Here is a 21,777-nt window from a genome sequence, read left to right as displayed (position 1 = left end):
GGTCGCGGCGGGCCCGCGGCCGGCGGAGTTGCCGGTGAACTGCCGGTGCGGTGTCGGGAAGCCGAAGCTGCGCCAGCATCGACGGTCGGCGCTGCGAGGATGGTCGGATGCTGTCCGTGGCGCCCGTGGGTCGCTTCGCCGAGCTGCTGCGGCGGCACCGCGCCGGTTCGGGTCTCGGTCAACGCGAGCTGGCCCGCCGCAGCGGGCTGAGCGAGCGCGCCATCCGCGACCTGGAGCGGGGCGTCCGCGCGCCCCGCACCCACTCGGCCCGACTGGTCGCCGGCGCGCTGGAGCTCGCCGGCGACGACCTGAGCGCGTTCCTCGCCGCCGCGGTGCCGGGCGCGTCCGTTTCTTCCACCACGCCCGGCCGGCCGATCGGCTCGCCGGACCGGCTGATCGGTCGCGACGCCGAGCTGCGCGCGCTGCTCGACCTGGTCGCCGGCGCCCGCCACCGCCTGGTGACGGTGACGGGTCCGGGCGGCATCGGCAAGTCGCGGCTGGTGGCCGAGCTGGCGGTCGCCCTGGGCGGCCGGACCGACCTCGCCGTCTGCGCGCTCGACCTGTCCGCGGTGCGCGAGCCCGAGCTGGTCGGCGAGCTGGTCGCCGACGCCCTCGGCTGCGGACCCTCGCGCCTGGCGCCGGTCGACCGGGTCGCCGCCCAGTTGGGGGAGCGGCGCGTCGTGCTGCTGCTCGACCGGTTCGAGCAGCTCGTGGCGGCCGCGTCCGAGGTCGCCGCGCTCGTGCGCCGCTGCTCCGGCCTCACGGTGGTGGTCACCAGCCAGCGGGCGCTGCGCGTACGCGGGGAACGGCTGTTCGCCCTCGACCCGTTGCCGGCGGACGCCGCGGTGGCCCTGTTCGCCTCGCGTGCGGCGGCCGCACGGCCCGACTTCGTGCTCGACGCCGGCACGCGTCCCGCGGTCGCGCGCATCTGCCGCCGGGTCGGCCACCTGCCGTTGGCCGTCGAGCTCGCCGCCGCCCGGGTCCGGCTGCTGCACCCGGCGGAGCTGGCCGAGCGCCTCGACCGTCAGCTGGCCGTCCTCGCCGACGGCGCCCGCGACCTGCCGGCCCGGCACCGGTCGCTGCGCGCCACGATCGAGGCGAGCCTCGACGTGGTCTCCGCCGACGCGCGAACCCTGTTCCGGTGGCTCGGCGCGTTCGCCGGCGGCGCCCGCCTCGGCGACGTGGAGGCGGTCGCCGAGGCGCTCGGCCGCGACCCGACCTGGGTGCTGACCACGCTCACCGAGCTGGTCGACATCACGCTGGTCCGGGTCGCGGCGCAGGCGGCCACCTCGCGCTACCTGCTCGCCGACCCGATGGCCGAGTTGGCCGGCGAGCAGCTGCGCGGTTCCCCCGACCAGGAGCGGGTTTCCCGGGCCCTGGCCGTGCGGATGCTGCGCGGCCCGGCCGTCGACGACCGGGACGCCGCCAACGTCCGCGCCGCGGTCAGCTGGGCCACCACCCACGAGCCGGACCTCGTCGACGACGCGACGGCGGCGGCACTCGGCCGCTTCTGGGAGTCGACCGGCCGCCTACGCGAGGGCCAGGACCTGCTGAGCCGCCTCGCCGTCCACGGCCCGAAGATGGCGTGGGTCCGCGCCGGACACCTGGCCTCCCTGCGCGGCGACCTCACCGGGGCGGTCTCGCTCGCCGAGCAGGCGCTCGTGAGCCCTGATCACCTCGTCCGCGCGGCCGCGCTCAACCTGCTCGCGCAGACCACTGTGGAGAGTGGCGACCCGGTCGCCGGCCGGACGCTGCTGCGAGCAGCGCTGGTCGCGGCGCGCCGGGCCGGCGACGTGACGATGATCGGCCGCGTGTTCAACAACCTGTCCGCGGTCTCCGTCGAGCTCGGCCGGCCGCGCGACGCCGAACGCCAGCAGCGGGCGGCCCTCGCGGCCAAGCGCCGCAGCGGGGCGGGCGCGATGGAGCTGGGCCGCAGCCTCTACAACCTCGCGGAGATCACGCTCGAGTTCGGCGAGCCCGCCACCGCCGGCGCCCACGCCGCCGAGGCGGTGCCACTCCTGCGGTCCGCCGGCTACCTGCGGCTGGCCGCGCTGGCCGAGACGACCGCCGCGCTGGCCTCGCTGCGCCGCGGTGACACGCAGGCGGCGCTGGCCGCCGTCGACCGGGCCGAGACGCTGCTGGCCGGCGAGGGCGGCGACGACCGCCGGATGACCGCGATCGTGGGCCTGCGGGTCAGCGTGGTGCGGCACGCGACCGGTGACCGGTCCGGCGCGGCACGGGCACTGCGGACGGCGCTGCCGTCGACACTCGAGCACAACACCCGCGACCGCGACGAGGCCGCCGACGCGTTCCACGCCCACGCCCGCCACCTCGTCGACCGCGACCCGGCCGGGGCCGCGGCCCTGATCGGCGCCGGAGACGCGCTGCGACGCCGCCCGCCCCCGGCCCGGATCCGGACGCAACGCGACGAGGCCGCGGCGGCCGCGCGGGCCGCGCTGGGCGAGGCGACCTTCGCGGCGGGCTGCCGCCACGGTGCCAGGCTGGACCCGGCCGGCCTGCTCGACCTGTGCGCCCGCGTCGGCTAGCTGGGGACCCCTATTCGCGATGACCATCGCCGCGACCGCCGGCGCCAGATGTACGACGTCGTCGACAGCTGTCAGGAAGCGACGCCCGAGTCCTCAGAGGACCTGCGGACCATCGCAGCCAACCGCGAACGCGCCCTCCGCCGCCAGCTGGCCGCGATCGCCGGCCACCTCGACCCGGCCGGTGCAGCATCAGGACCTCAATGAGGGCACGGGTGCCGTCGGCGTCACCGTGGGCCTTGCAGGCGGTGCAGCGCCGCTGTCACGGTTCGGAAGCCGACGCCGTGCTTGCGCTGCAGCGCGCGGTTGCACATCCCAGATCGGGCATCCCGTCGGACGCCGTGGGCACGACTTTCGGCACCGGGCCACCCCCCGGGAACGGTGACCGCATGCGACCACAGCCCGGAATCAATGGCCCTACCGAGGTGCCTGGTCATGTGCTGCGCAGGGGTTCGGTGGGCGGTACTGAGGCGGCCCGGAGTGCGGGGTACGACCGACGACGGAGCCGATGAGCAGCGAGTAGGCCAGGTCGAGTCCCACTGAGGCCCAGGTCAGTACGACGGCCCGGCCTTGCGTGGTGACGAAGACGTTGGTGACGAGCACGCCCAGGATCAGGCCCGTGATGCCGCTGACGACATCAACCTCGACACCACCTGTCCGCCCCGTGTCCCTGGCGCGACGAAGATCTGCTTGCGCGGTGCCTAATCGGTCTTCCCGCAACACCTCGCGGGCCCCTCAGTGTTCGCTGCTGAAGAACCGTAGCAACAGCGGGCCGACGGTCTGTGGGTCGACGACGTGATCCGGCCCCTCAAGGGTCTCCCGTCGAGCGTGGGGCAGTAGGTCTGCAAGCTCGTCGGCTGCGCGGTCGAAGAAGTCCGAGGGCAGGCCTGCCATATAGGGGACCGTGATCGGCCCTCCGGTGGTGACCAGGACCGGTTGGGTGACCGTTGCCAGTCGATCGGCCGGCAATTGGTAGCGGTTGAGGAAAACGCTGTCGTGGACCAGCGTGGGCGCGAGGGCGACCGAATGCGCCCAATGAGCCGTCTGCTTGCCTGCCGCTTTCCTGGCCGCGATGTTGTCGTCGGAGGCGCCGGTCATGCGCATGAACAGTTCGAGAACCTCCTCGTCTCGCCCGGCGTCGAAGGCGCGTCGGGTGTCTGCGATGTACTCCTCGAATCGCGGGCGTATGTCGTCCCCGACCGCGTAGGGCACCTCCCAGACGGCGATCGTGTCGATGGCTGACCCGGCCGCGGCGGCTTCCAGCGCCAGCGCGCCGCCTGAGGACGCCCCGAACAGGTGTGCCGAGCCGCCCGCCTCCGCGATCAACGCATCCAGGTCCTCGATCTCCCTTTCCACGGCGTACGGCTCGGTGAAGCCGCTCGCGCCGCGTCCCCGACGGGCATAGTTGTAGACCGTGAAGTGCTCGGCGAGAGCCGGCGCCAAGGGAGCGTTCTCCACCCCCTCGTCGAGTGCTCCGCCCACCAGAATGACGGCCGGACCGCTTCCTTCCCTGTCGTAGGCGATGGTGGTGCCATCGTTTGATGTCACGCGAAAGGCCATCTCGTTCATCTCACATCTCCGTTCGAGAGGTTTGTCTCAGCGCCTGAGCAGCGTGCCGACGACGGCCTCGGTGCGCGACCACCGCGCCCTTGCGATCACGGCCGCCACGACGAGTAAGGCGAGCGGCAGCCAAGGGCTCTGCTCGAGCACGAACTGATCGGTGATGACAGCACCGGTCAGCAATGCCGCCAACCCGAGACCGGCCAGGCCCGCCAGAGCCGGGATCAGAAGTCCAACCCCTCCCGCGACCTCCAGCGCTCCGACCAGGTACCGGAGCCACTGGCCAGCCCCGATGCCGGCGAACATGTCCACCATGACCGGGTCGCCGGCGAGCTTCGAGATTCCGCCGCCGGCGATTATCGCGGCCAGCACGACTTGCAGAATCCAGACCCCGATGCCGCTCGCCCGCCCGGGCGTGTGCGCAACGGTTTCCGAGTTGTCCTTGGGGATGGTGCTCATTCGGCTCTCCTTGTCGTGTCCGGGCCTGGTACCGGTGAGGCGTTGGTGGAGTGGGCCGGGTCGTCGGAGTTGATTTCGACCAAGTGCTCGCGGTAGCGGCATCTACTTCTTGTTGCGGTAGAGGATCATGGTGATGGGACCGAACACCGCGACGAGAAGTACGGATGAGACGAGCACCCAGCCGATTTCTCCGGCGGGCACCGAGCCGTCCATCAGGCCGCGTACCACGGTCGCCAGGTGGGTGATCGGGTTGACCTCGACGACCGCCTGCAACCACCCGGGCATCGTCTTCGGGTCCACGAAGATGTTGCTCACGAACGTCAGCGGGAACATCACCATCAGGCTGACCCCCGCGACCGAGTTCGGGGTGCGCAGGATCAGGCTGAGCATCGTCCACAGCCACGACAAGCAGAACGAAAACACCAGCAGCAGCAGCACCGAGAGCACCACGCCGACGGCGCCGCCCTCCGGCCGGAACCCTAGGACCAGTCCGAGCGTGATGACGATCGCCGACCCGATCGAGTAGCGCACCAGGTCGCCGAGCAGGGCGCCGACCAGCGGGGAGGGTCGCCACACCGGAAGTGACCTGAACCTGTCGAACACGCCTTTCTGGATGTCAGTGTTCAGCGTTATGCCGGTGTTCATGGTGATCATGACGTTCGCCTGCACCAGGATGCCGGGCAGCAGGAATTGCAGGTATGTCTGTGTCGACCCGGCGAGCGCGCCACCGAACAGATAGGTGAACATCAGCGTGAACATGATCGGGAACATGGTCACGTCGACGAGCTGCTCCGGGACGTGTTTGATCTTCAGCAGCGCCCGCCAGCCGAACGTCAGCGAGGTGAGCACCGGGCCGGGGCGAGACGGCCGCTCACCGGCCAACAGCACACTGCGCAGCGCGTCCTCAGTGACCGGCGCCGACGCCTGCACCGCGGTCGTGGCATTCATGCGGCATCCTCCTCGTGTGTCTCCGCGGCGGCGTGTCCGGTCAGGGTGAGGAACACCTCGTCCAGGCTCGGCTGACCGAGCGCGAACTCGGTGACGTCGATGCCGCTGCGGGACAGCTCGGCCAGGGAACGGGCGACCCGGTCGGGGTCGGAGATCCGCGCGGACAGCGCGGCCGGGTCGGCGGACGGCTCGGCCGGCACCTCGAGGACGCCGGCGAGGACCCGCTCTGCCTCGGCCCGCTGCTCGGGCGCACGTAGCCGCACGTGCAGCGAGCCGGCGCCGACCGATGCCTTGAGCTGGCCGCTCGAGCCCTCGGCGACGACCTTCCCGTGGTCGATCACCGCGATGCGGTCGGCCAGCTGGTCGGCCTCGTCGAGGTACTGCGTGGTCAGCAACACGGTGGTGCCCTCGGCGACCATGCCCCTGACGATCTCCCAGACCTGGTTCCTGCTGCGCGGGTCGAGCCCGGTCGTGGGCTCGTCGAGGAAGATCAGTTCGGGGGTGACGACGAGGCTCGCCGCGATGTCGATGCGCCGGCGCATCCCGCCGGAGTACTTCTTCACCTGCCGGTCGGCGGCATCGGCGAGGCCGAACGCGTCGAGCAGGTCGGCCGCCCGCTCCCTGGCTCGGCGGCGTGAGTAGCCGAGCAGCCTGGCGAGCAGCAACAGGTTCTCCACCCCGGTGAGGTCCTCGTCGACCGACGCGAACTGCCCGGTGAGGCCCACCCGGCTCCGCACCGCCCGGGCGTCACGCACGACGTCGTAGCCGAGCACTTGCGCCTCTCCGGCGTCGGGGCGCAGGAGCGTGGCCAGTATGCGGATCGTGGTGGTCTTGCCCGCCCCGTTCGGACCGAGCACGCCGTACACGCCCCCGGCGCTCACGGCCAGGTCCACGCCGGCGACCGCGTGGGTCTTGCCGAAGCTCTTTTTCAACCCTCTCGTCTCGATCGCGAGGTTTCCCATGGGTTCGATTCCTTCCCTCGGTTGGTGCGAACGAATTGGTTGAGCTAATCAAGTTTGACTACTTGGCCAGAGTATGAGAAGGGAACGTCTAATCAAGGTTGATTAGACGCGCATCTTGAGGTGATCGGGGACCGTTCGCCATGAACCCGGATCATCGGCCATGGTGTAGGCGCCTTCAGACAGTCGTTTGCTCAGGCTCTTCGCCCACTCCAGTTCGGTGCGTGCGTGTCCCGCCCACAGTTCGGCCTGATCGCGGACGTGCTCGGGGGCGTCCGGATTGGGGTGCTCCCGCCACTTGGCCTGCTCTACGAGCTCCGCTTCCAGGCGCGCGACCCGCTCGTTAACCTGCGCGATGGCATCTGCCCTGGTCAGCATGGGCAACATGGCGATGGACGCGTTGAGCATGTCCGCGTCGTGGGTGCGCCGCAGACCGTCGCGGACCAGTTCGACCATCTCGTCACGTCCCCGAGCTGTCGCGCGGTACAGAACGCGCTCCGGCCCAGAGTTGCCCGGCTCGGCGTGTTCGGTGAGGAGGCCATCAGCCGCCGCCTTCTTCAGTGCGTGATAAATCGAGCCGGGCTTGATCTTGGCCCAACTCTCCGCACCCCAGCTCTGCAGTTCAGACCGCACCTGGTAGCCATGCGCGCCGCCGGAGAGGTGCACGATACCGAGTACCAGGAGCTTCGTCGCCGACACGCGCCCAGCTCCGCTCAACCCTCTCGTATCGATCGCGAGCTTTCCCACGGGTTCGATTCCTTCTCTCGGTGTCGCGAACGGATTGGTTAGACTAGTCCAGTTTGACTACTTGGCCAGAGTATTCGAGGAGGAAACATCTAGTCAAGGTTGATTAGACGCGCATCTTGAGGTGTCCGGGGACCGTTCGCCACGAACCCGAATCAGCCATGGTGCAGGCGCCCTCAGACAGTCGTTTACGCAGGCTCTTCGCCCACTCCAGTTCAGTGCGTCCGTGTCCCGCTCACAGTTCGGTCTGATCGCGGACGCGCTCGGGGGCGTCCCGATTGAGGTGCTCCCGCCACTTGGCCTGCTCTACGAGCTCCGCTTGCGCGCCCGCCAGGGTGGTGCCAACTCCCACCAACACTAGGGTGCCCTCCCTGGTCCGGGTGGAGTCAGCACTGACCTACAAGCGGTGCTGGTGGAGACCTCCGAAGCCAGGCCCAGCCACATGCATCTTGCGCGTTAGATTCCGACGCACAGAAGTCATGTATTGCGGATGCCTCGCGGGGGTGGCTCCGGCGGTAGCCGGCAGCCGGCCACCCTGGCTGCCTGGCTCCCGCATCGGATGGTGGTCAGTCGGCGTCGCGGCCGCACTGGGAGGCCGACTCCACAGGTCTGGAGAACGAGGTCAGCGGCGTAGATGTAGGCGGCTTTGTAGGCCCGCGACCACCTTCAGTCAGTGGGAACAGCTGGGCCGCGTTGTGCCAGCAGACCGCGCGTAGCCAGGCGTCGCCGAGGTTCAGGTTGGCCAGGCCGGCCAGTTGGTGGGCGTACGGGTAGGGGATGTTGGGGAAGTCCGATCCGAGTAGGACCTTTCCCGCGAGGCCCAGGTCGCGTAGGCGGGGTAGGGCTTCGCGCGGGAAGGGGTGGGCGCGGTCGAAGAAGTCGGTGAACATCATCGTGGTGTCGAGGGCTACGCGGTCGTAGGTCTCGGCCAGGCGTAGGAAGTCGAGGTATTCCGGCGCGCCCAGGTGGGCGATGATCGCGCGTAGTCGTGGATGGCGCGCGAGCACCTGGGCGAACGGCGCCGGGCCGGTGTAGCCGTGGGCGACCGGGCCCGAGCCGGCGTGGACGATCACCGGCAGGTCGGTCTCGGCGAGCAGGCCCCACACGTCGTCGAGCAGCGGGTCGGCCGGGTGGAAGTCGGCGACCTGGAGGTGCAGTTTGAACAGCCGGGCGCCGCGGTCGATGGCGGCTTGGGTGTCGGCCAGGGCCGACGGTTCCGGATAGAACGTGGCGCAGGGCAGGCATCCGGGCGTACGCGCGGCGAAGGCCAGCGTCCACTCGTTGAGGTCGGCGGCCATGCCGGGGCGGTGGGCGTAGGCGAGGGCGCTGAAGATGCGCACACCCATGTCGTGGAGGTGGGCGACGCGGTCTTCGTCGGGCCAGCGGTAGGCGATCGGCCACGGCATGCCGACCAGCGGGCCGGCCTCGTCGAAGTGCGCCCAGACGCGGCGCATCATGCGGTCGGGCAGGAAGTGGGTGTGCACGTCGGCCAGGCCCGGCAGGCCGAGCCCCTGCCAGAACGTCGGCACGTCCGAGTCGGCGAGCGGTGGCATGGAGTCAACATAGCGGACTTGCCTCTGAGGAAAGAACCCAGTATTTTCCTCTCAGGAAAGAGGAGGCGACGATGCACCCTGATGACGCGCAAGCGGCGCTCGACGACATCAAGAAGCGGCAGGAGCAGTCCCGCGCCGGCGAGCTACGGCACAGTTCGTCGCTCTTCAACGCGGTGGTGCTGGCGTTGGTCGTGCTGCTCTCCTATGCCTCGTTCGACGTGCCGGCGCCGTGGAACGGGGCGGTGATCCTTCCGGTGGTCGCGTTGCTGGCGCTGCTTGCCTTCGTCTACCTGCGGCGCGCGCCGGTCCTCCGCAAGCCCAAGGCCAACGAGATCCTCATCGGCGCGGCGGCCGGGATCGCCCTCGCGGCGGTGCTCCGTGGCCTGGCCTCGGCGGCCGGCGCGGTCGGCCTACCGACCCCACACCTACTCGCCGCCGTCGCCGGCGCGGTCGGCTGCCTGGTGGTGGTCCTACGGGCCGCCGGCCCACTACGGCGGCGCTGATGGACGACGACTTCGACGAGTTCCTGCACGTGCCCGCGCGGCTGACAGTGGTCGCCCTGCTGGCGCCGGCCAGCTGGACGGAGTTCGGCTTCATCCGCGACACGGTGGGCACGAGCGACTCGGCCCTGTCCAAGCAACTGTCCGCGTTGGCGGACCAGGGCTATGTCGAAGTACGCAAGCTGGCCGCGGCCGGTGGCCGACGCACGCTGGTCCGCCTCACCCCGCATGGTCGGGCGGCCTTCACGGCCCACGCGGCCGCCCTGGAACGCATCGCCGCCGCCGCTCGGGCGCCACAACCGGCGGACGTGGAGCCGGCCTAGCGCCAAACCCGGCAGCCGGTCTGGTCCTCGGTGGCCGCGGGGTCGCTCCGACGCGGACTTCGCGCCGAGTGAGGAGCCGGGATCGCCGCACAGCAGCGTGCGTAGTCGCGGTTCGTCGGCCGCCAGCTGCGCCGCGGTGGCCGAGCCCGCGGGACCGCAGTGCGAGGCGGCGGTCGGCCGAGCCCGCGGGACCGCAGTGCGAGGCGGCGGTCGGCCGAGCCCGCGGGACCGCAGTGCGAGGCGGCGGTCGGCCGAGCCCGCGGGACCGCAGTGCGAGGCGGCGGTCGGCCGAGGGTTGGTGCGACCGTCAGCCCGGGCTCGTGCCAGCTGGGGGAGCCCGGTCTGGCCCCGGGGGTTTCGTGAGTGCGGGCGGCTATGGGCTAGCGCCAGCGCGGGAGCCAGGTATCGCCGTCGGCCGCCGCGGACCGCGCTGATTGGAGGTGGCGGCGGAGTGTGGTCAGGGTGGGGTGGCGGTTGTCGGCTCGCCAGATCAGGGACATCGGGTAGATGGGACTTGGGTTGCGGACCGGGATGCGGCGCAGGTCGTAGCTGTCCGGCCACAGATAGCGTGAGCGTTCGCTGACCAGCGTCGCAAGCGTGGGGGAATCGGCAATCTCGGCCAGCAACGCCTCGTAGCCGAAGACCGGGCCGACCACGTCGATCGTCAGGTCGAACGCGGCCGCGAGCTCGTCGTAGTAGCGCGACCACTCCGTGCCCGGCGCCATCCCGGGCATCCAGATCCGGTGCCCCGCCAAGGCGGAGGGTGTGACGGTGCGCAGCCTCGCCAGGGTGTGGCGCGGGCCGACCAGCAGTTCGTGCGGCTCCTCGATCGCCGGCGCCGCGCGGACCGTCGGCGGTAGGCGCAGGCCGGGCACCGCGTGGAACGTCGCGTCGATCGTGCCCGCCTCGACCGCGGCTATCGCCTCCTCGACGCCGGCCACGAGCGTTACCACGTCGAGGTCGACACCGGGGTGCGCGCGGTAGAAGTCCTGCAGCACCACCGCCGGCGCTACTCGGCGGCTGACTACGTCGACCCGCAGCGCGCGCCGGCCGGGGCGCACCGACGCGTCCGCCCGCGCGGCCACGCGGAGCAGCTCGCGGGCGTGCGGCAGGAAAGCCTGGCCGTCGACGGTGAGGTGGGCGCCGCGCGGCGTACGGGTGAACAGCCGCGCCCCCAGGTCCTTCTCCAGCGCCGCCACGCGCTTCGACACCGCCTGCTGGGTGACGCCCAGCTCGGCCGCCGCCTCGCCGAACTGGCCGCTGTCCGCGATCGCGACGAAGGTGCGCACGGCGTCGAGGTCCACGGCCGCCCACTCTAGGCACACAACCGCCGGTTGTGGCACGCCGCCGGCACCGTTGTTGGTCCAAAGGGCCGCCGCGTTGCTCTGATCTCCGGGTGCGGCGAGAGATCACGAGGCTTTGGCTGGCGTACGCGGTCAGTGCGTACGGCTCCGGCCTGTCCTTCGGCGCCTTCCCGCTCATCGCGGTGCTCGTGGTGCACGCGAGCCCCGCCCAGGTGGCGACCCTCGCCGCGATCGGGCCGGCCGTCGGCGCGCTGATCGCCCTGCCGCTCGGGCCGTGGGTCGAGGCCTGCCGCAAGCGACCCGTGCTGATCGCGATGGACCTGACCCGGTGTGCGGCCATTTTGACGATCCCGATCGCGTACGCCCTGGGTCGGCTCGGGTTCCCTCACCTGCTGGTTGTCTCGGCCGTGGTCGCCGCCGCCCGGATCGCCTTCACCGCGGCGAGTGGCGCCTATCTCAAGACCCTCGCCCCGCGGGAGGAACTGCTCAAGGCCAACGCCCGGTTCGAGTCGACGACGTGGAGTGCGATCGCGGTCGGGCCACCGCTCGGGGGCGCCGCGATCAGCCTGTTCGGGCCGGTGACGACGGTGGTGGTCGACGCGTTCAGCTACCTGCTGTCGGCGTCGACCATCGCCACCATCCGCGGGCGCGAGGTCCGACCGGTGCGGCAGCCGAGCGGGAACGGCGGCTGGCGGCACATTGTGACCCACCCCGGGCTGCGCGCCCTCTGGCTCAACCACCTGATCGTCGCCGGTCTCATCATGGCGACCGAGCCGCTGCTCGCCGTGGTGCTGCTCCGCGATCTCGGATTCCCGCCCTGGCAGTACGGCCTGGCGTTCGCGCTGCCCTGCATCGGCGGGCTCGTCGGAGCGCGATTGGCCCGGCGGGTCGTGGCCCGCTACGGCCGGGACACAGTGCTGCGCCGGGTCGGCGCCCTGCGCGCGGTCTGGTTGGTCGGGCTCGCGTTCGTCCCGCCCGGCCTCGCCGGTCTCGCCACGGTGATCGTCATCGAGCTCGCGATCATCGTGAGCATGAGCCTCTACAACCCGGTCATGGCCACCTACCGGCTCGAGCACACGCCGGCGGACCGGGTCGCCCGCACGCTGTCCGCGTGGTCGATCAGCAGCAGCGCCGCTATCGCCATGCTGACCGCGCTGGGCGGGCTGCTCGCCGAGGCCACCAGCCCACGCACCGCCATCTTCGTCGCGGGTCTGCTGATCCTCGCGAGCCCCGCGCTGCTTTCCGGCTTGGACCGGTCTCAAAGCGAATGACGCCGCCGAGACGGATCTAGGCTGATCGACATGGATGACGTGGCGGAGCAGCTGAGGGTTGTGGCTGCGGCTCAGGCGCGGGCCGGCGACCAGGACTGGGCCGCGGCCGTCGACCTTTGGCGGCGGGTCGTCTCCGCGAATCCGGTCAACGGCAACCACTGGCTCGGTCTCGCGACCGCGGCCTTCGAGGCGGGCGACCTGGCCCGCGCGCTGACCGCCTACGAACGCGTCGCCGAGCTCGGCGCCTGGGACGGTCCGGGCACCCCACTGCCGGCCGACATCTGGAAGAGGATCGCCCAGTGCCGCGCCCGCACCGGCGACGTCGAGGGCGCCTTCGACGCCTTGCGGGAAGCGCTCGACCGCGGCCTGCGCGACCGCGACGGGCTGGCGACCGACGAGCACCTGGCCGCCCTGCGCGACGACGACCGCTGGCCGGCGCTCGTCGTGCCGCCCGCGGCCGGCTGGCCGGAAGACCTCAGCTTCTTCGCGCACGAGGTGAAGCGGCGGTCGCGTGCCTCGGTCCCGCCCGACTTCGACGCCGCGGTCGCCAAGCTGGCAACGGCGAACGACGCGCAGATGCTCGTCGAGCTGTCCCGGCTCGTCGCCACCCTCGCCGACGGGCACGCCCGGGTCGAGCCGCCGGCCGATCGCCACGACCTGCACATGGCGGTCCCGATCAAAGTCGAGCACTTCGTCGAGGGCCTGTTCGTCACCGCCGCCGCACCCGAGCACCACGGAATCCTCGGCGCACAGGTGGTCGCGCTGGACGGCGTCGGTGTCGACGAGGCGATAAAACGGATGGGCGAGATCGTCGCCCGCGACAACCCGCAGGGCGCCCTCGCCGGGATCACCCGCAAGCTGCCCCGCACGACCCTCCTGCACGCCCTCGGCATCGCCCGCAGCCCCGACGAGCTCACGCTGACCCTGCACCAAAGACAGGACGTCACCCTGCGAGCGAGCCCCATCGGTAAGGCCGACTCCGACGCCCGCCCGTGCCCGCCCGGCTGGCGGTGGCTGCCGGCCCTACAGAGCAGCCCGCTGCCACTGCACCTGCGCAACGTCCAATCAGCACACTGGCACGAGCGGCAGGACGACGGCCTGGTGTACGCACAGATCAACACCATGGTCGAGCCGCTCGACGAGTTGGCGGCGCTGTTCGAGACGCGGCCCGGCCGGCTCGTGCTCGACCTCCGCTGGAACGAGGGCGGCAACACCTTCCACACGATGCCGTTGCTGCACAAGCTCATCGCGTACGACGGTGAGCTGTTCGTCGTCATCGGACGGCACACGCTGTCGGCCGCCCAGAACTTCGCCACGTTCCTCGCCGACCACACGGACGCGGTGTTCGTCGGCGAGCCCACCGGATCCAGGCCGAACTTCGTCGGCGAGACCGCGCCGTTCACGCTCCCGCACAGCCGGTTCGAGGTGAACGTATCCGACCTCTACTGGCAGTCGAGCTGGCCGATGGACCACCGGATCTGGATCGCGCCGGACATCTACGCGCCACCGACCTTCGAGGCGTACGCCGCCAACCGCGACCCGGCCCTCGAGGCTGTCCGCGCGGTCCCGCCGATGGGAGGATGACCGCATGCGCGAGGTCGCCGACGGGGTGCTGCAGCTGCGGATGGGCTTCGTCAACCTGCATGTCGTCGTCACCGACGACGGCGTCGTGCTGGTCGACACCGGCCTGCCGGGGCAAGCGCCGGCGGTCGTGCGGGCGCTGGCCGAGGCGCGCAAGGCGGTCGGCGACATCACCACGATCCTGGTCACCCACCAGCACATGGACCACGTGGGCGGCCTGGCCGAGCTGCGGCGCCGCTCGGACGCCCGGGTCGTGGCCCACACGCTCGACGTCCCGGTGATCACCGGAGCCGAGGCGCCGGCGCTGACGACGGTGCAGAAGCTGGTCGGCCTGTTCGTGAAGACACCCGAACCCGCGCCGGTCGACGAGGTGCTCACCGGCGACGGTCCGGTGCCGGTGCCAGGCATCCGCGCCTTCCACACCCCCGGTCATACGCCCGGCCACGTGTCCTACCTGCTCGACCGGGGCGGCGGGGTGCTCTTCGCCGGTGACGCGGCCGCCGGCGGCAAGGTGCGGCCGACGCCACGGGCGATGACCGACGACCGCGTGGCGGCCAGGGCCAGCATCGCCCGGCTGGCCGACCTCGACTTCGACGTGGCCGTGTTCGGCCACGGATCCGCGGTGCGGGGCAGGGCCGTCGAGCGGTTCCGCGACCTGGTCAGGCGCGGCGCTCCCGGATGACGTCGGTGCCCGTCTCGCCGGGCGCCTCGGGCTCCGAGGGCACCCGCGCGACCTCGACGAAGCCGGCCTTGGTGGCGACGGCGCCGGACGCGCCGTTGGCGACGTCGTGCCGGATGGCGACCCGTTCGATGCCCGGCAACGTGAGCGCCACGGCCGAGGCGGCCCGCACGGCGGCGGTCATGTGCCCACGCCCCGCGTACGCCGTGCGCATCCAGTAGCCGACCTCGAGCACGCCCGGGCCCATGCGGCTCATCAGGCCGAGACCACCGATCACCTCACCGGCGGCGTCCATGATGGCGTAGTTGAACTCCGTGCCCTCGGCCCACTTGTCGAGCGACGTCTTGATGAACCCGCGCGTCGCCGCCTCGTCGTAGGCGTCCGTCGCCCACGGCAGGAACGGCTTGAGCTCGGGCAGCGACTCGCGCACCGCCGCCGTGCCGGCGGCGGCGAACTCGGCCGACCAGCGCCGCAACGTCACCGGACCTGCGTCGATCACCTCGGGCGGAGCGTCCATGGTGGGGAGCCTGCCCACGAAACGCCCCGCGGGCAAACGGATTACTCGACAACGAGGGCGTGGTCCGCCCATCATGGCCGGCATGACCTACGACGTCATCGTGGTGGGCGCCCGCTGCGCCGGCGCGCCGCTGGCGATGCTGCTGGCCCGCCGCGATCACCGGGTGCTGCTGGTGGACCGGGCGACCTTCCCCAGCGACACGGTGTCGACCCACGTGATCCACCCGCCGGGCGCCGCCGCGCTGCGCCGGTGGGGCCTGCTCGACCAGGTCGTCGCCACGGGGTGCCCGCCCGTGGGCCGCTACTCCTTCGACTTCGGCCCGGTCGCGCTGGCCGGTGCGCCGGGCACCGCCGAGTCGCCGTACGCCTATGCGCCCCGGCGCACCGTGCTCGACAAGATCCTGGTGGACGCCGCCGCGGCCGCCGGTGTCGAGGTCCGCGAGGGCTTCACCGTCGACGAGGTCATGGAGGGTGGGATCCGCGGCGGCGGCGTGGTCGAGCGGGCCCGCGTCGTGGTCGGCGCGGACGGGCGCAACTCCGTGGTCGCCAAGGCGGTGCAGGCCACCGAGTACGAGGCGCGGCCGCCGCTGACCGTCGGCTACTACTCCTACTGGAGCGACCTGCCGACCGACACCTTCGAGGCCTACAGCCGGCCGGGTCGGGGTTGGGCCGTCTGCCCGACGAACGACGGCCGCACGCTGGTGATCGGCGGCTGGCCGCACGCGGAGCTCGCCGCGCACCGCAACGACGTCGAGGGGACGCTGATGGCGATGTTCGCGTCGTCGCCCGCGTTCCTGGAGCGGATCCGCGGCGCCACGCGGGAGGAACGGTTCACGGGCACCTCGGTGCCGAACTACTTCCGGCAGCCCTACGGGCCGGGCTGGGCGCTGGTCGGCGACGCCGGCTACAGCCGCGACTTCATCACCGCACAGGGCATCACCGACGCGTTCCTCGACGCGGAGAGCTGCGCGGAGGCGCTCGACGCCGCGCTGACCGGCTCGGCGCCGTGGGACGAGGCGATGGCGGGCTATCAGACCCGACGGGACACCCGGGCGATGCCGGTCTACCAGATGACGCTGCAGATCGCCGCCCTGCAGCCGCCGGACGAGCAGACGGTCCAGCTCGTCGGCGCGATCGCCGGAGACCAGGACAAGATGGACGCCTTCGCCCGCCTCAACTCCGGCGTGACCTCGCCGGTCGAGTTCTTCGCGCCGGACAACGTGGCGCGGCTCGTCGGCAGGTTGCCAGAAGGTTAACTTCCGGCCAACCAGCGGTTGCGCGCGCGGCCCGCGGTCGTGAGGATCGATGGATTCCGGCATCCGACAAAGGAGTCCTCGATGTCTGACCTCGATCGCCGCACGTTGTTGCGGGGCGCCGCCGCCGCTGCCGGTGGCGCGGTGCTCGGCGGGCCGTTCCTCGGCTTCGTCAACCGCGACGCGGCCGGCGCCCACCCCCGTCGGCCACTCGTCGACAACGTCGCCGACCTGCGGGACGGCCAGGTGCGGCTGCACGTGCCGGCCGGCTTCCAGTACCGCTCGTTCCACGACACCGAGTCGCCGATCGTGCTCGACGACGGCACCAACCTGCCCGGCCGCCACGACGGCATGGGGGCCTTCCGCGGGCGGGACGGCGACGTCGTCCTGATCCGCAACCACGAGATCAACAACCCTGGCACGCCCTTCGGCCCGCGTACGCCGTACGACAGCATGGCCCGCGGCGGCACCACGACCGTGCACGTGTCGCCGCACGGCGAGGTCCGCCGGGCGTACACCAGCGTCAATGGCACGATGATGAACTGCTCCGGCGGGCGGATGCCCTGGGGCAGCTGGGTGACCTGCGAGGAGACCGTCAACGGGCCGGACGTCGGTCCCGACTTCACCGGCGCGTCCAACGTGCCGCTCACCCAGCCGCACGGGTACGTGTTCGAGGTGCCGGTCAAGGGCGAGGCCAGCGGGGAGCCGATCACCGCGGCCGGCCGGTTCACGCACGAGGCGGTCGCCTGGGACCCGCACTCGGGCTACCTCTATCTCACCGAGGACAGCTTCGAGTTCCCGTCGGGTTTCTACCGCTACAAGCCACGGCGCGACCCGATGCGGCTCGGTCACCTCGACAACCGGGGCCGGCTGCAGATGCTGGCCGTGCGCAAGCGGCCCAACATCCACCTCGAGGGCGCGCAGCGGCGCGGAGCGACGTACGACGTGAAGTGGGTCGACATCGACGATCCGGCGCCACGATTCCCGTACACCCCGGGTGAGACCGCGCCGACGACCAACGACGACGCGACGGTGTACGTGCCGCGGCAGGGCTGGGAGCAGGGGGCGGCCTATTTCTCCCGGTTGGAGGGCGCGGTCTACGACGACGGGGTCATCTATTTCACGTCGACGCAGGGCGGTGGCGAGGAGGAGACCGAGCTCGGGCCGCACGCGACGGACGGTTACGGCAACGGGCACGGGCAGATCTGGGCCTACTACCCGCGGCACGAGGTGCTGCGCGCCGTCTACCAGTCGCCCGGACCGGACACGCTGGACTTCCCCGACAACGTGACCACCAGCCCGCGCGGCACGCTCGTGGTCTGCGAGGACAACACCAACGACAACTACCTGCGGGGGTTGACCCGGGGCGGTGAGCTGTTCGACATCGCGCTCAACCGGCTGGTCTCCAGCTCCGGGGCGACGCGCTACAACGACGAGTTCGCCGGGTCGACGTTCAGCCCCGACGGGCGCACGCTGTTCGTCAACATCCAGGCCAGCGCGGGCATGACGTTCGCGATCTGGGGCGACTGGCGGAAGCTCGGCGTCTGAGCGTTGCGACGGGCGGTGGCTGGGTACGGTGGGGTTCGTGCTCGCCCAGGTCGCGACCTTCGCCGCCGCCCGTGCGCTCCGCCTGCCGCGGTCCGCCGGCCGGGTCACCTACCACCGGCACCAGCGGGTGCGCATGCGGGACGGCGTCATCCTGATGACCGACCACTACGCGACCGACGCGCCGGACGCGGGGACGGTGCTGATCCGGACGCCGTACGGGCGGGACTGGCCGGTCACCCTCCTCGGGCGGCTCATCGCCGAGCGCGGGATGCACGCCGTCATCCAGTCCTGTCGCGGCACGTACGGGTCGGGCGGCACGTTCGAGCCGCTGCTGCACGAGCAGGCCGACGGCGCCGACACGGTCGATTGGCTGCGCCGGCAGCCGTTCTACAACGGGCGGCTCGCGCTGTTCGGCTCCAGCTACCAGGGCTTCACCGAGTGGGCGGTCGCGCCGCACGTCGGCGACGAGCTGCGCGCGATGGTGCTGGTCTGCACGACGTCGTCGACGCGCGACTCGACCTACGCCGGTGAGGCGTTCGCGCTCGACACCGTGCTGACCTGGGCCGAGCTGCTGGCCGCCGAGGGACAGCCGTTCCTCACGCGGCAGCGGGAGCTGCGGCGGGGGCAGCCGAAGCTGCTGCGCGGGCTGGCCACGATGCCGCTGTCGTCGGCCGACACGGTCGCCGTGGGCGCGGCCGTGCCGTTCTTCCAGGAGTGGCTGCGCGAGGTCGAGCCGGGCGCGGCCTACTGGGCGTCACGCGTCTTCGACGCGAGCGTTCCGGAGGTACGTGCGCCGATCCTCATGATCACCGGCTGGCACGACATCTTCCTGCCGGCCCAGTTGCGCGACTACGCGGCGTTGAAGGCAGCGGGGGCCGATCCCCATTTGATGATCGGGCCGTGGACGCACGGGAGTCCCGGGCTGCTCGGCGCCTGGTTGCGCGAAGGGCTGGCGTTCCTGTGCGCGGCCATGGCGGGGTCGCCGCCGGCTTCGGCGGTGGACGTGCACATGGGGAACGCGGGGTGGCGGACCCTGCCGGACTGGCCGCCGTCCGGCCGCCCTGGTGCGCTGTTCCTGCGGGCGGGTGGCGGGCTGGGCGCGGGCGCGGGTTCGGGCGCGCCGTCCCGTTACTACTACGACCCGACCGACCCGACGCCGTCGGCCGGCGGCGCGGTGCTGGCGGCCAACAAGGCCGGGCCGGTCGACAACCGCGCGCTCGAGGAGCGCGACGACGTGCTGGTCTTCACGGGCGAGCCGCTGGAGTCGCCCCTCGACCTGCTCGGCGACGTCTCGGCGACGATCTTCACCCACGGCGAGCCGGAGTTCTTCGACGTGTTCGTCCGCCTGTGCGACGTGGACCCGCGCGGGCGGTCGACGAACGTCTGCGACGGCCTGATCCGGGTGGTGCCCGGCCGGTTTCCCCGCGACCAGGACGGCGTGACCCGCGTCGAGGTGCCGTTGTATCCGACCGCCTATCGCTTCCCGGCCGGTCATCGCGTGCGGGTGCAGGTTTCCGGTGGGGCGCATCCGCGCTGGGCGCGCAATCCCGGGACGGGGGAGCCGTTGGGGAGCGCGGTCGAGATGCGCGGTGGGCAGCGGTGGGTCTATCACGACGAGGCCCGGCCGTCGTCGCTGAGCTTCACGCTGGCCTGAGCCGCCCCGTGGTCCGTCGAGCCGTTCCGGACAAAAAGGATTTATCGTGCGGGATTCTCACTTTCCCCACCGGTACCAATCCCGGCAAATAGCCTGAATTGGCCGGTGACGGCGTGGACCGTCAAGCGGCGCCCGGCCGGAAGGGGGACCGACCGTGAAGCCTGCCCTGACGCGTGCGCTCATCGCCAGCCTGTTGGCGGCGACGGTGACGGTCGCCCTGGCACCCGGCGTGACCGCGTCCGCCGCGGCGGCCACCCCGACCGCGGTCGTGGCCGCCGGCGGACCGCTCAACCTCCGCAGTGGACCGTCCACGGCGGACACTCGCGTCGGCTCCGTGCCCGACGGCGCCAGGGTGACGGCCGTCTGTCAGGAGTTCGGCGAGCGCGTCAAGGGTACGCCGTACTGGGACCGGCTCTCCAACGGCCGCTATGTCGCGGACGGCTACCTGCGCTGGTCGCCGGCGCGGCCCTGGCTGCCGTGGTGCACCGCCAAGGGCGCCAGCGTCGCGAAGATCAGCACCGGCGGCGGGCCGGCCAACGTGCGGGCGGGCACGAGCACGAGCGCCAAGCGGCTCGGCACGCTCAAGAACGGCGCCGTGGTTTCGATCAACTGCCAGGTCTGGGGCCAGAAGGTCGACGAGCACGTCCGTACGACCAACGCCTGGAACCGGTTGACCGACGGCCGTTACGTGTCCGACGCGCTGGTCGCGTACAGCAAAGGCATGCCCGCCCTGCCCTGGTGCGGCCAGGTGCCGCCGACGGTGCCGGCCTCGGGCGCGGCGCAGTTCCTCGCCCGGGTGGCCGAGCCGGCGCAGCTCGGGTTCAAGAAGTACAAGGTGCCGGCCTCCGTGACGATCGCGCAGGCCATCCTGGAGTCCGGCTGGGGCCGCAGCTACCTGACGCGGCGCGACCACAGCTACTTCGGCATCAAGTGTTTCGGCAACCCGGGCACGATCGCGCTCGGCTGCCGCTCCTACGCGACCCGCGAGTGCGAGAACGGCCGGTGCTTCGACACCAGGGCGACGTTCCGCGCCTACAAGAACGCGACGGCGTCGTTCGCGGACCACGGCTATTTCCTGACCGTGCACGACCGCTACGACACCGCCTTCAAGTACAGCAACGACCCGAACCGGTTCGCCAAGGAGATCCACAAGGCCGGCTACGCCACCGACCCGAACTACGCCAACGACCTGATCAAACTGATGAAGGACTACAACCTCTACCGGTACGACCCACCGGCGCGCGCCAAGAAGGCCAAGCCCTAACGTGCTCCGCGGGCGCGGTGCTGTTTCTGGCGGGCGCGTTCGACGGCCGCCTGCCGGGCCTCGCGCCGGCGTGTCTCGTAGGCGATCTCCCGGCTCAGCCGCTGCCAGCTCTCCCACCGCCGCGGGCTGAGCTCGCCCGACTCCAGCGCCGCGCGGATCGCGCACCCGGGCTCGGACTGATGGGAGCAGTCCGCGAACCTGCACGCCGCGACCAGCTCGGCCACCTCGGCGAACGCCCGGTCGAGGCCCTCCGCCCCTTCCAAAAGCCCGACCTGGCGCATGCCGGGGGTGTCGAGCACGGCCCCGCCGCCGGGGATCGGGATCAGCGCCCGATAGGTCGTCATGTGTCGGCCTTTGCCGTCGCTCTCGCGGACCGCGCGCGTGCCCATCACGACCGCGCCGGCCAGCGCGTTGACCAGGGTCGACTTGCCGGCGCCGGAGGGGCCGAGCAGGCCCAGCGTGCGGCCGGGCGCGACCAGCGGGCGGACCGCGTCGAGGCCCGTGCCCCGGCGCGAGCTGACGGTCAGCACCTCGACGCCGGGCGCGGCCCGGGCCAGGTCGGCGGCGACCGCCGCGGGGTCGGGCACCGAGTCGCTCTTGGTGAGCAGCACGAGCGGGCGGGCGCCGGAGTCCCAGGCGAGCGCGAGCAGGCGTTCGACGCGGGCGACGTCGGGCGCCGGCTCCAGCGGCTCGACCACGGCGGCGACGTCGAGGTTGGCCGCCAGCACCTGGCCCGACGAGTCCTTGTCGGCGGTGCGCCGCACGATCGCCGTGCGGCGGGGGAGGACCGCCTCCAGCGTGACCCGGTCGTCGGGCCAGTCGCGGACCAGCACCCAGTCGCCCGCGCAGGGCAGCCGGGCCGGGTCGCGGGACGCGGCGGCCAGCACCGAGCCGGCCAGGCTGGCGCGGACCGGGCCGCCGGCGCGCAGCACGGTGCACACGCCGCGGTCGACCCGGGCCACGCGGCCCGGCACGACGTCGGCGTCGAACGCCGGCAGGTCGGCGGAGTATGCGGCGTCCCACCCGAGGGACGCGAGATCAAAGGTCATTTTCGCCTTTCGTCATTGCCATCGACGGTAGGCGTCACACGACGGGCCCGAAACCGAATTCCGGTCGGG

The 21,777-nt window shown here is 71.7% G+C and carries 18 protein-coding genes and 1 pseudogene; 10 read left to right on the top strand and 9 right to left on the bottom strand.

What is annotated here, in order from left to right; all coding sequences use genetic code 11:
• Positions 1-107: 107 nt before the first annotated feature.
• Positions 108-2,546 (top strand): AAA family ATPase, encoded by a 2,439-nt coding sequence (locus tag O7635_RS34175; protein ID WP_278084620.1) that lies wholly within the window; start codon positions 108-110, stop codon positions 2,544-2,546.
• A gap of 732 nt (positions 2,547-3,278) precedes the next feature.
• Here O7635_RS34175 and O7635_RS34170 read toward each other — a convergent pair.
• From O7635_RS34170 to O7635_RS34145, 6 genes and pseudogenes are all read right to left on the bottom strand, one after another.
• On the bottom strand, positions 3,279-4,112 hold the full coding sequence (locus O7635_RS34170; protein ID WP_278084619.1) for an alpha/beta hydrolase: 834 nt from the start codon (positions 4,110-4,112) through the stop codon (positions 3,279-3,281).
• Between the two features lie 27 nt (positions 4,113-4,139).
• Positions 4,140-4,562: a DoxX family protein gene (locus O7635_RS34165; RefSeq protein WP_278084618.1), complete on the bottom strand. Its 423-nt coding sequence runs from the start codon at positions 4,560-4,562 to the stop codon at positions 4,140-4,142.
• Between the two features lie 102 nt (positions 4,563-4,664).
• A complete protein-coding gene (locus O7635_RS34160; protein ID WP_278084617.1) occupies positions 4,665-5,510 on the bottom strand; it encodes an ABC transporter permease in 846 nt (281 codons plus the stop codon).
• Entirely contained in the window at positions 5,507-6,472 is a 966-nt protein-coding gene (locus tag O7635_RS34155; RefSeq protein ID WP_278084616.1) for an ATP-binding cassette domain-containing protein, read from the bottom strand. Before O7635_RS34155 ends, O7635_RS34160 begins: the two co-directional genes overlap by 4 nt.
• 102 nt (positions 6,473-6,574) lie before the next feature.
• Positions 6,575-7,216, bottom strand: coding sequence for a PadR family transcriptional regulator (locus tag O7635_RS34150; protein WP_278084615.1), 642 nt, complete (start codon positions 7,214-7,216; stop codon positions 6,575-6,577).
• Positions 7,217-7,884: 668 nt separating this feature from the next.
• Positions 7,885-8,766: pseudogene (locus O7635_RS34145) on the bottom strand (amidohydrolase family protein); the annotation flags it as partial.
• A gap of 71 nt (positions 8,767-8,837) precedes the next feature.
• Between O7635_RS34145 and O7635_RS34140 the strand changes: the two are divergent.
• On the top strand, positions 8,838-9,269 hold the full coding sequence (locus O7635_RS34140) for a hypothetical protein (RefSeq protein ID WP_278084614.1): 432 nt from the start codon (positions 8,838-8,840) through the stop codon (positions 9,267-9,269).
• Complete coding sequence (locus tag O7635_RS34135; RefSeq protein ID WP_278084613.1) at positions 9,269-9,589, top strand: transcriptional regulator; 321 nt, start codon at positions 9,269-9,271, stop codon at positions 9,587-9,589. Before O7635_RS34140 ends, O7635_RS34135 begins: the two co-directional genes overlap by 1 nt.
• 380 nt (positions 9,590-9,969) lie before the next feature.
• On the opposite strand, the gene O7635_RS34130 is transcribed toward O7635_RS34135, so the two are convergent.
• Positions 9,970-10,893, bottom strand: coding sequence for a LysR family transcriptional regulator (locus tag O7635_RS34130; protein ID WP_278084612.1), 924 nt, complete (start codon positions 10,891-10,893; stop codon positions 9,970-9,972).
• A gap of 92 nt (positions 10,894-10,985) precedes the next feature.
• On the opposite strand from O7635_RS34130, the gene O7635_RS34125 reads away from it, so the two are divergent.
• The 3 genes from O7635_RS34125 to O7635_RS34115 are packed head-to-tail and all read left to right on the top strand — an operon-like array spanning position 10,986 to position 14,427.
• Positions 10,986-12,164 (top strand): MFS transporter, encoded by a 1,179-nt coding sequence (locus tag O7635_RS34125; protein WP_278084611.1) that lies wholly within the window; start codon positions 10,986-10,988, stop codon positions 12,162-12,164.
• A 30-nt stretch (positions 12,165-12,194) separates the two neighbouring features.
• Positions 12,195-13,748, top strand: a complete 1,554-nt coding sequence (locus O7635_RS34120; protein WP_278084610.1) for a tetratricopeptide repeat protein — start codon at positions 12,195-12,197, stop codon at positions 13,746-13,748.
• A 4-nt stretch (positions 13,749-13,752) separates the two neighbouring features.
• Positions 13,753-14,427 carry an MBL fold metallo-hydrolase gene (locus tag O7635_RS34115; RefSeq protein WP_278084609.1) on the top strand — a complete coding sequence of 225 codons (675 nt, stop codon included), beginning with the start codon at positions 13,753-13,755 and terminating at the stop codon, positions 14,425-14,427.
• Here the strand turns inward: O7635_RS34115 and O7635_RS34110 are convergent.
• Positions 14,405-14,941 (bottom strand): GNAT family N-acetyltransferase, encoded by a 537-nt coding sequence (locus O7635_RS34110; protein WP_278084608.1) that lies wholly within the window; start codon positions 14,939-14,941, stop codon positions 14,405-14,407. The two genes, O7635_RS34115 and O7635_RS34110, sit on opposite strands and share 23 nt — an antisense overlap.
• Positions 14,942-15,023: 82 nt before the next feature.
• Between O7635_RS34110 and O7635_RS34105 the strand changes: the two genes are divergently transcribed.
• The 4 genes from O7635_RS34105 to gsmA all read left to right on the top strand — a co-directional run bounded on the left by O7635_RS34105 (position 15,024) and on the right by gsmA (position 20,659).
• Positions 15,024-16,196, top strand: coding sequence for an NAD(P)/FAD-dependent oxidoreductase (locus O7635_RS34105; protein WP_278084607.1), 1,173 nt, complete (start codon positions 15,024-15,026; stop codon positions 16,194-16,196).
• Between the two features lie 81 nt (positions 16,197-16,277).
• Entirely contained in the window at positions 16,278-17,741 is a 1,464-nt protein-coding gene (locus O7635_RS34100) for an alkaline phosphatase PhoX (RefSeq protein ID WP_278084606.1), read from the top strand.
• A 37-nt stretch (positions 17,742-17,778) separates the two neighbouring features.
• A complete protein-coding gene (locus tag O7635_RS34095; protein WP_278084605.1) occupies positions 17,779-19,395 on the top strand; it encodes a CocE/NonD family hydrolase in 1,617 nt (538 codons plus the stop codon).
• A gap of 154 nt (positions 19,396-19,549) precedes the next feature.
• Positions 19,550-20,659, top strand: a complete 1,110-nt coding sequence (gene gsmA, locus O7635_RS34090; RefSeq protein ID WP_278084604.1) for a sporangiospore maturation cell wall hydrolase GsmA — start codon at positions 19,550-19,552, stop codon at positions 20,657-20,659.
• Here the strand turns inward: gsmA and rsgA are convergent.
• Entirely contained in the window at positions 20,656-21,708 is a 1,053-nt protein-coding gene (gene rsgA / locus O7635_RS34085; protein WP_278084603.1) for a ribosome small subunit-dependent GTPase A, read from the bottom strand. The genes gsmA and rsgA overlap by 4 nt on opposite strands.
• Positions 21,709-21,777 lie beyond the last annotated feature (69 nt).

Origin of the sequence: Asanoa sp. WMMD1127 (assembly GCF_029626225.1) — a bacterium.
GTDB lineage: Bacteria > Actinomycetota > Actinomycetes > Mycobacteriales > Micromonosporaceae > Asanoa.
This window is presented reverse-complemented; position numbering and strand designations above follow the sequence as displayed.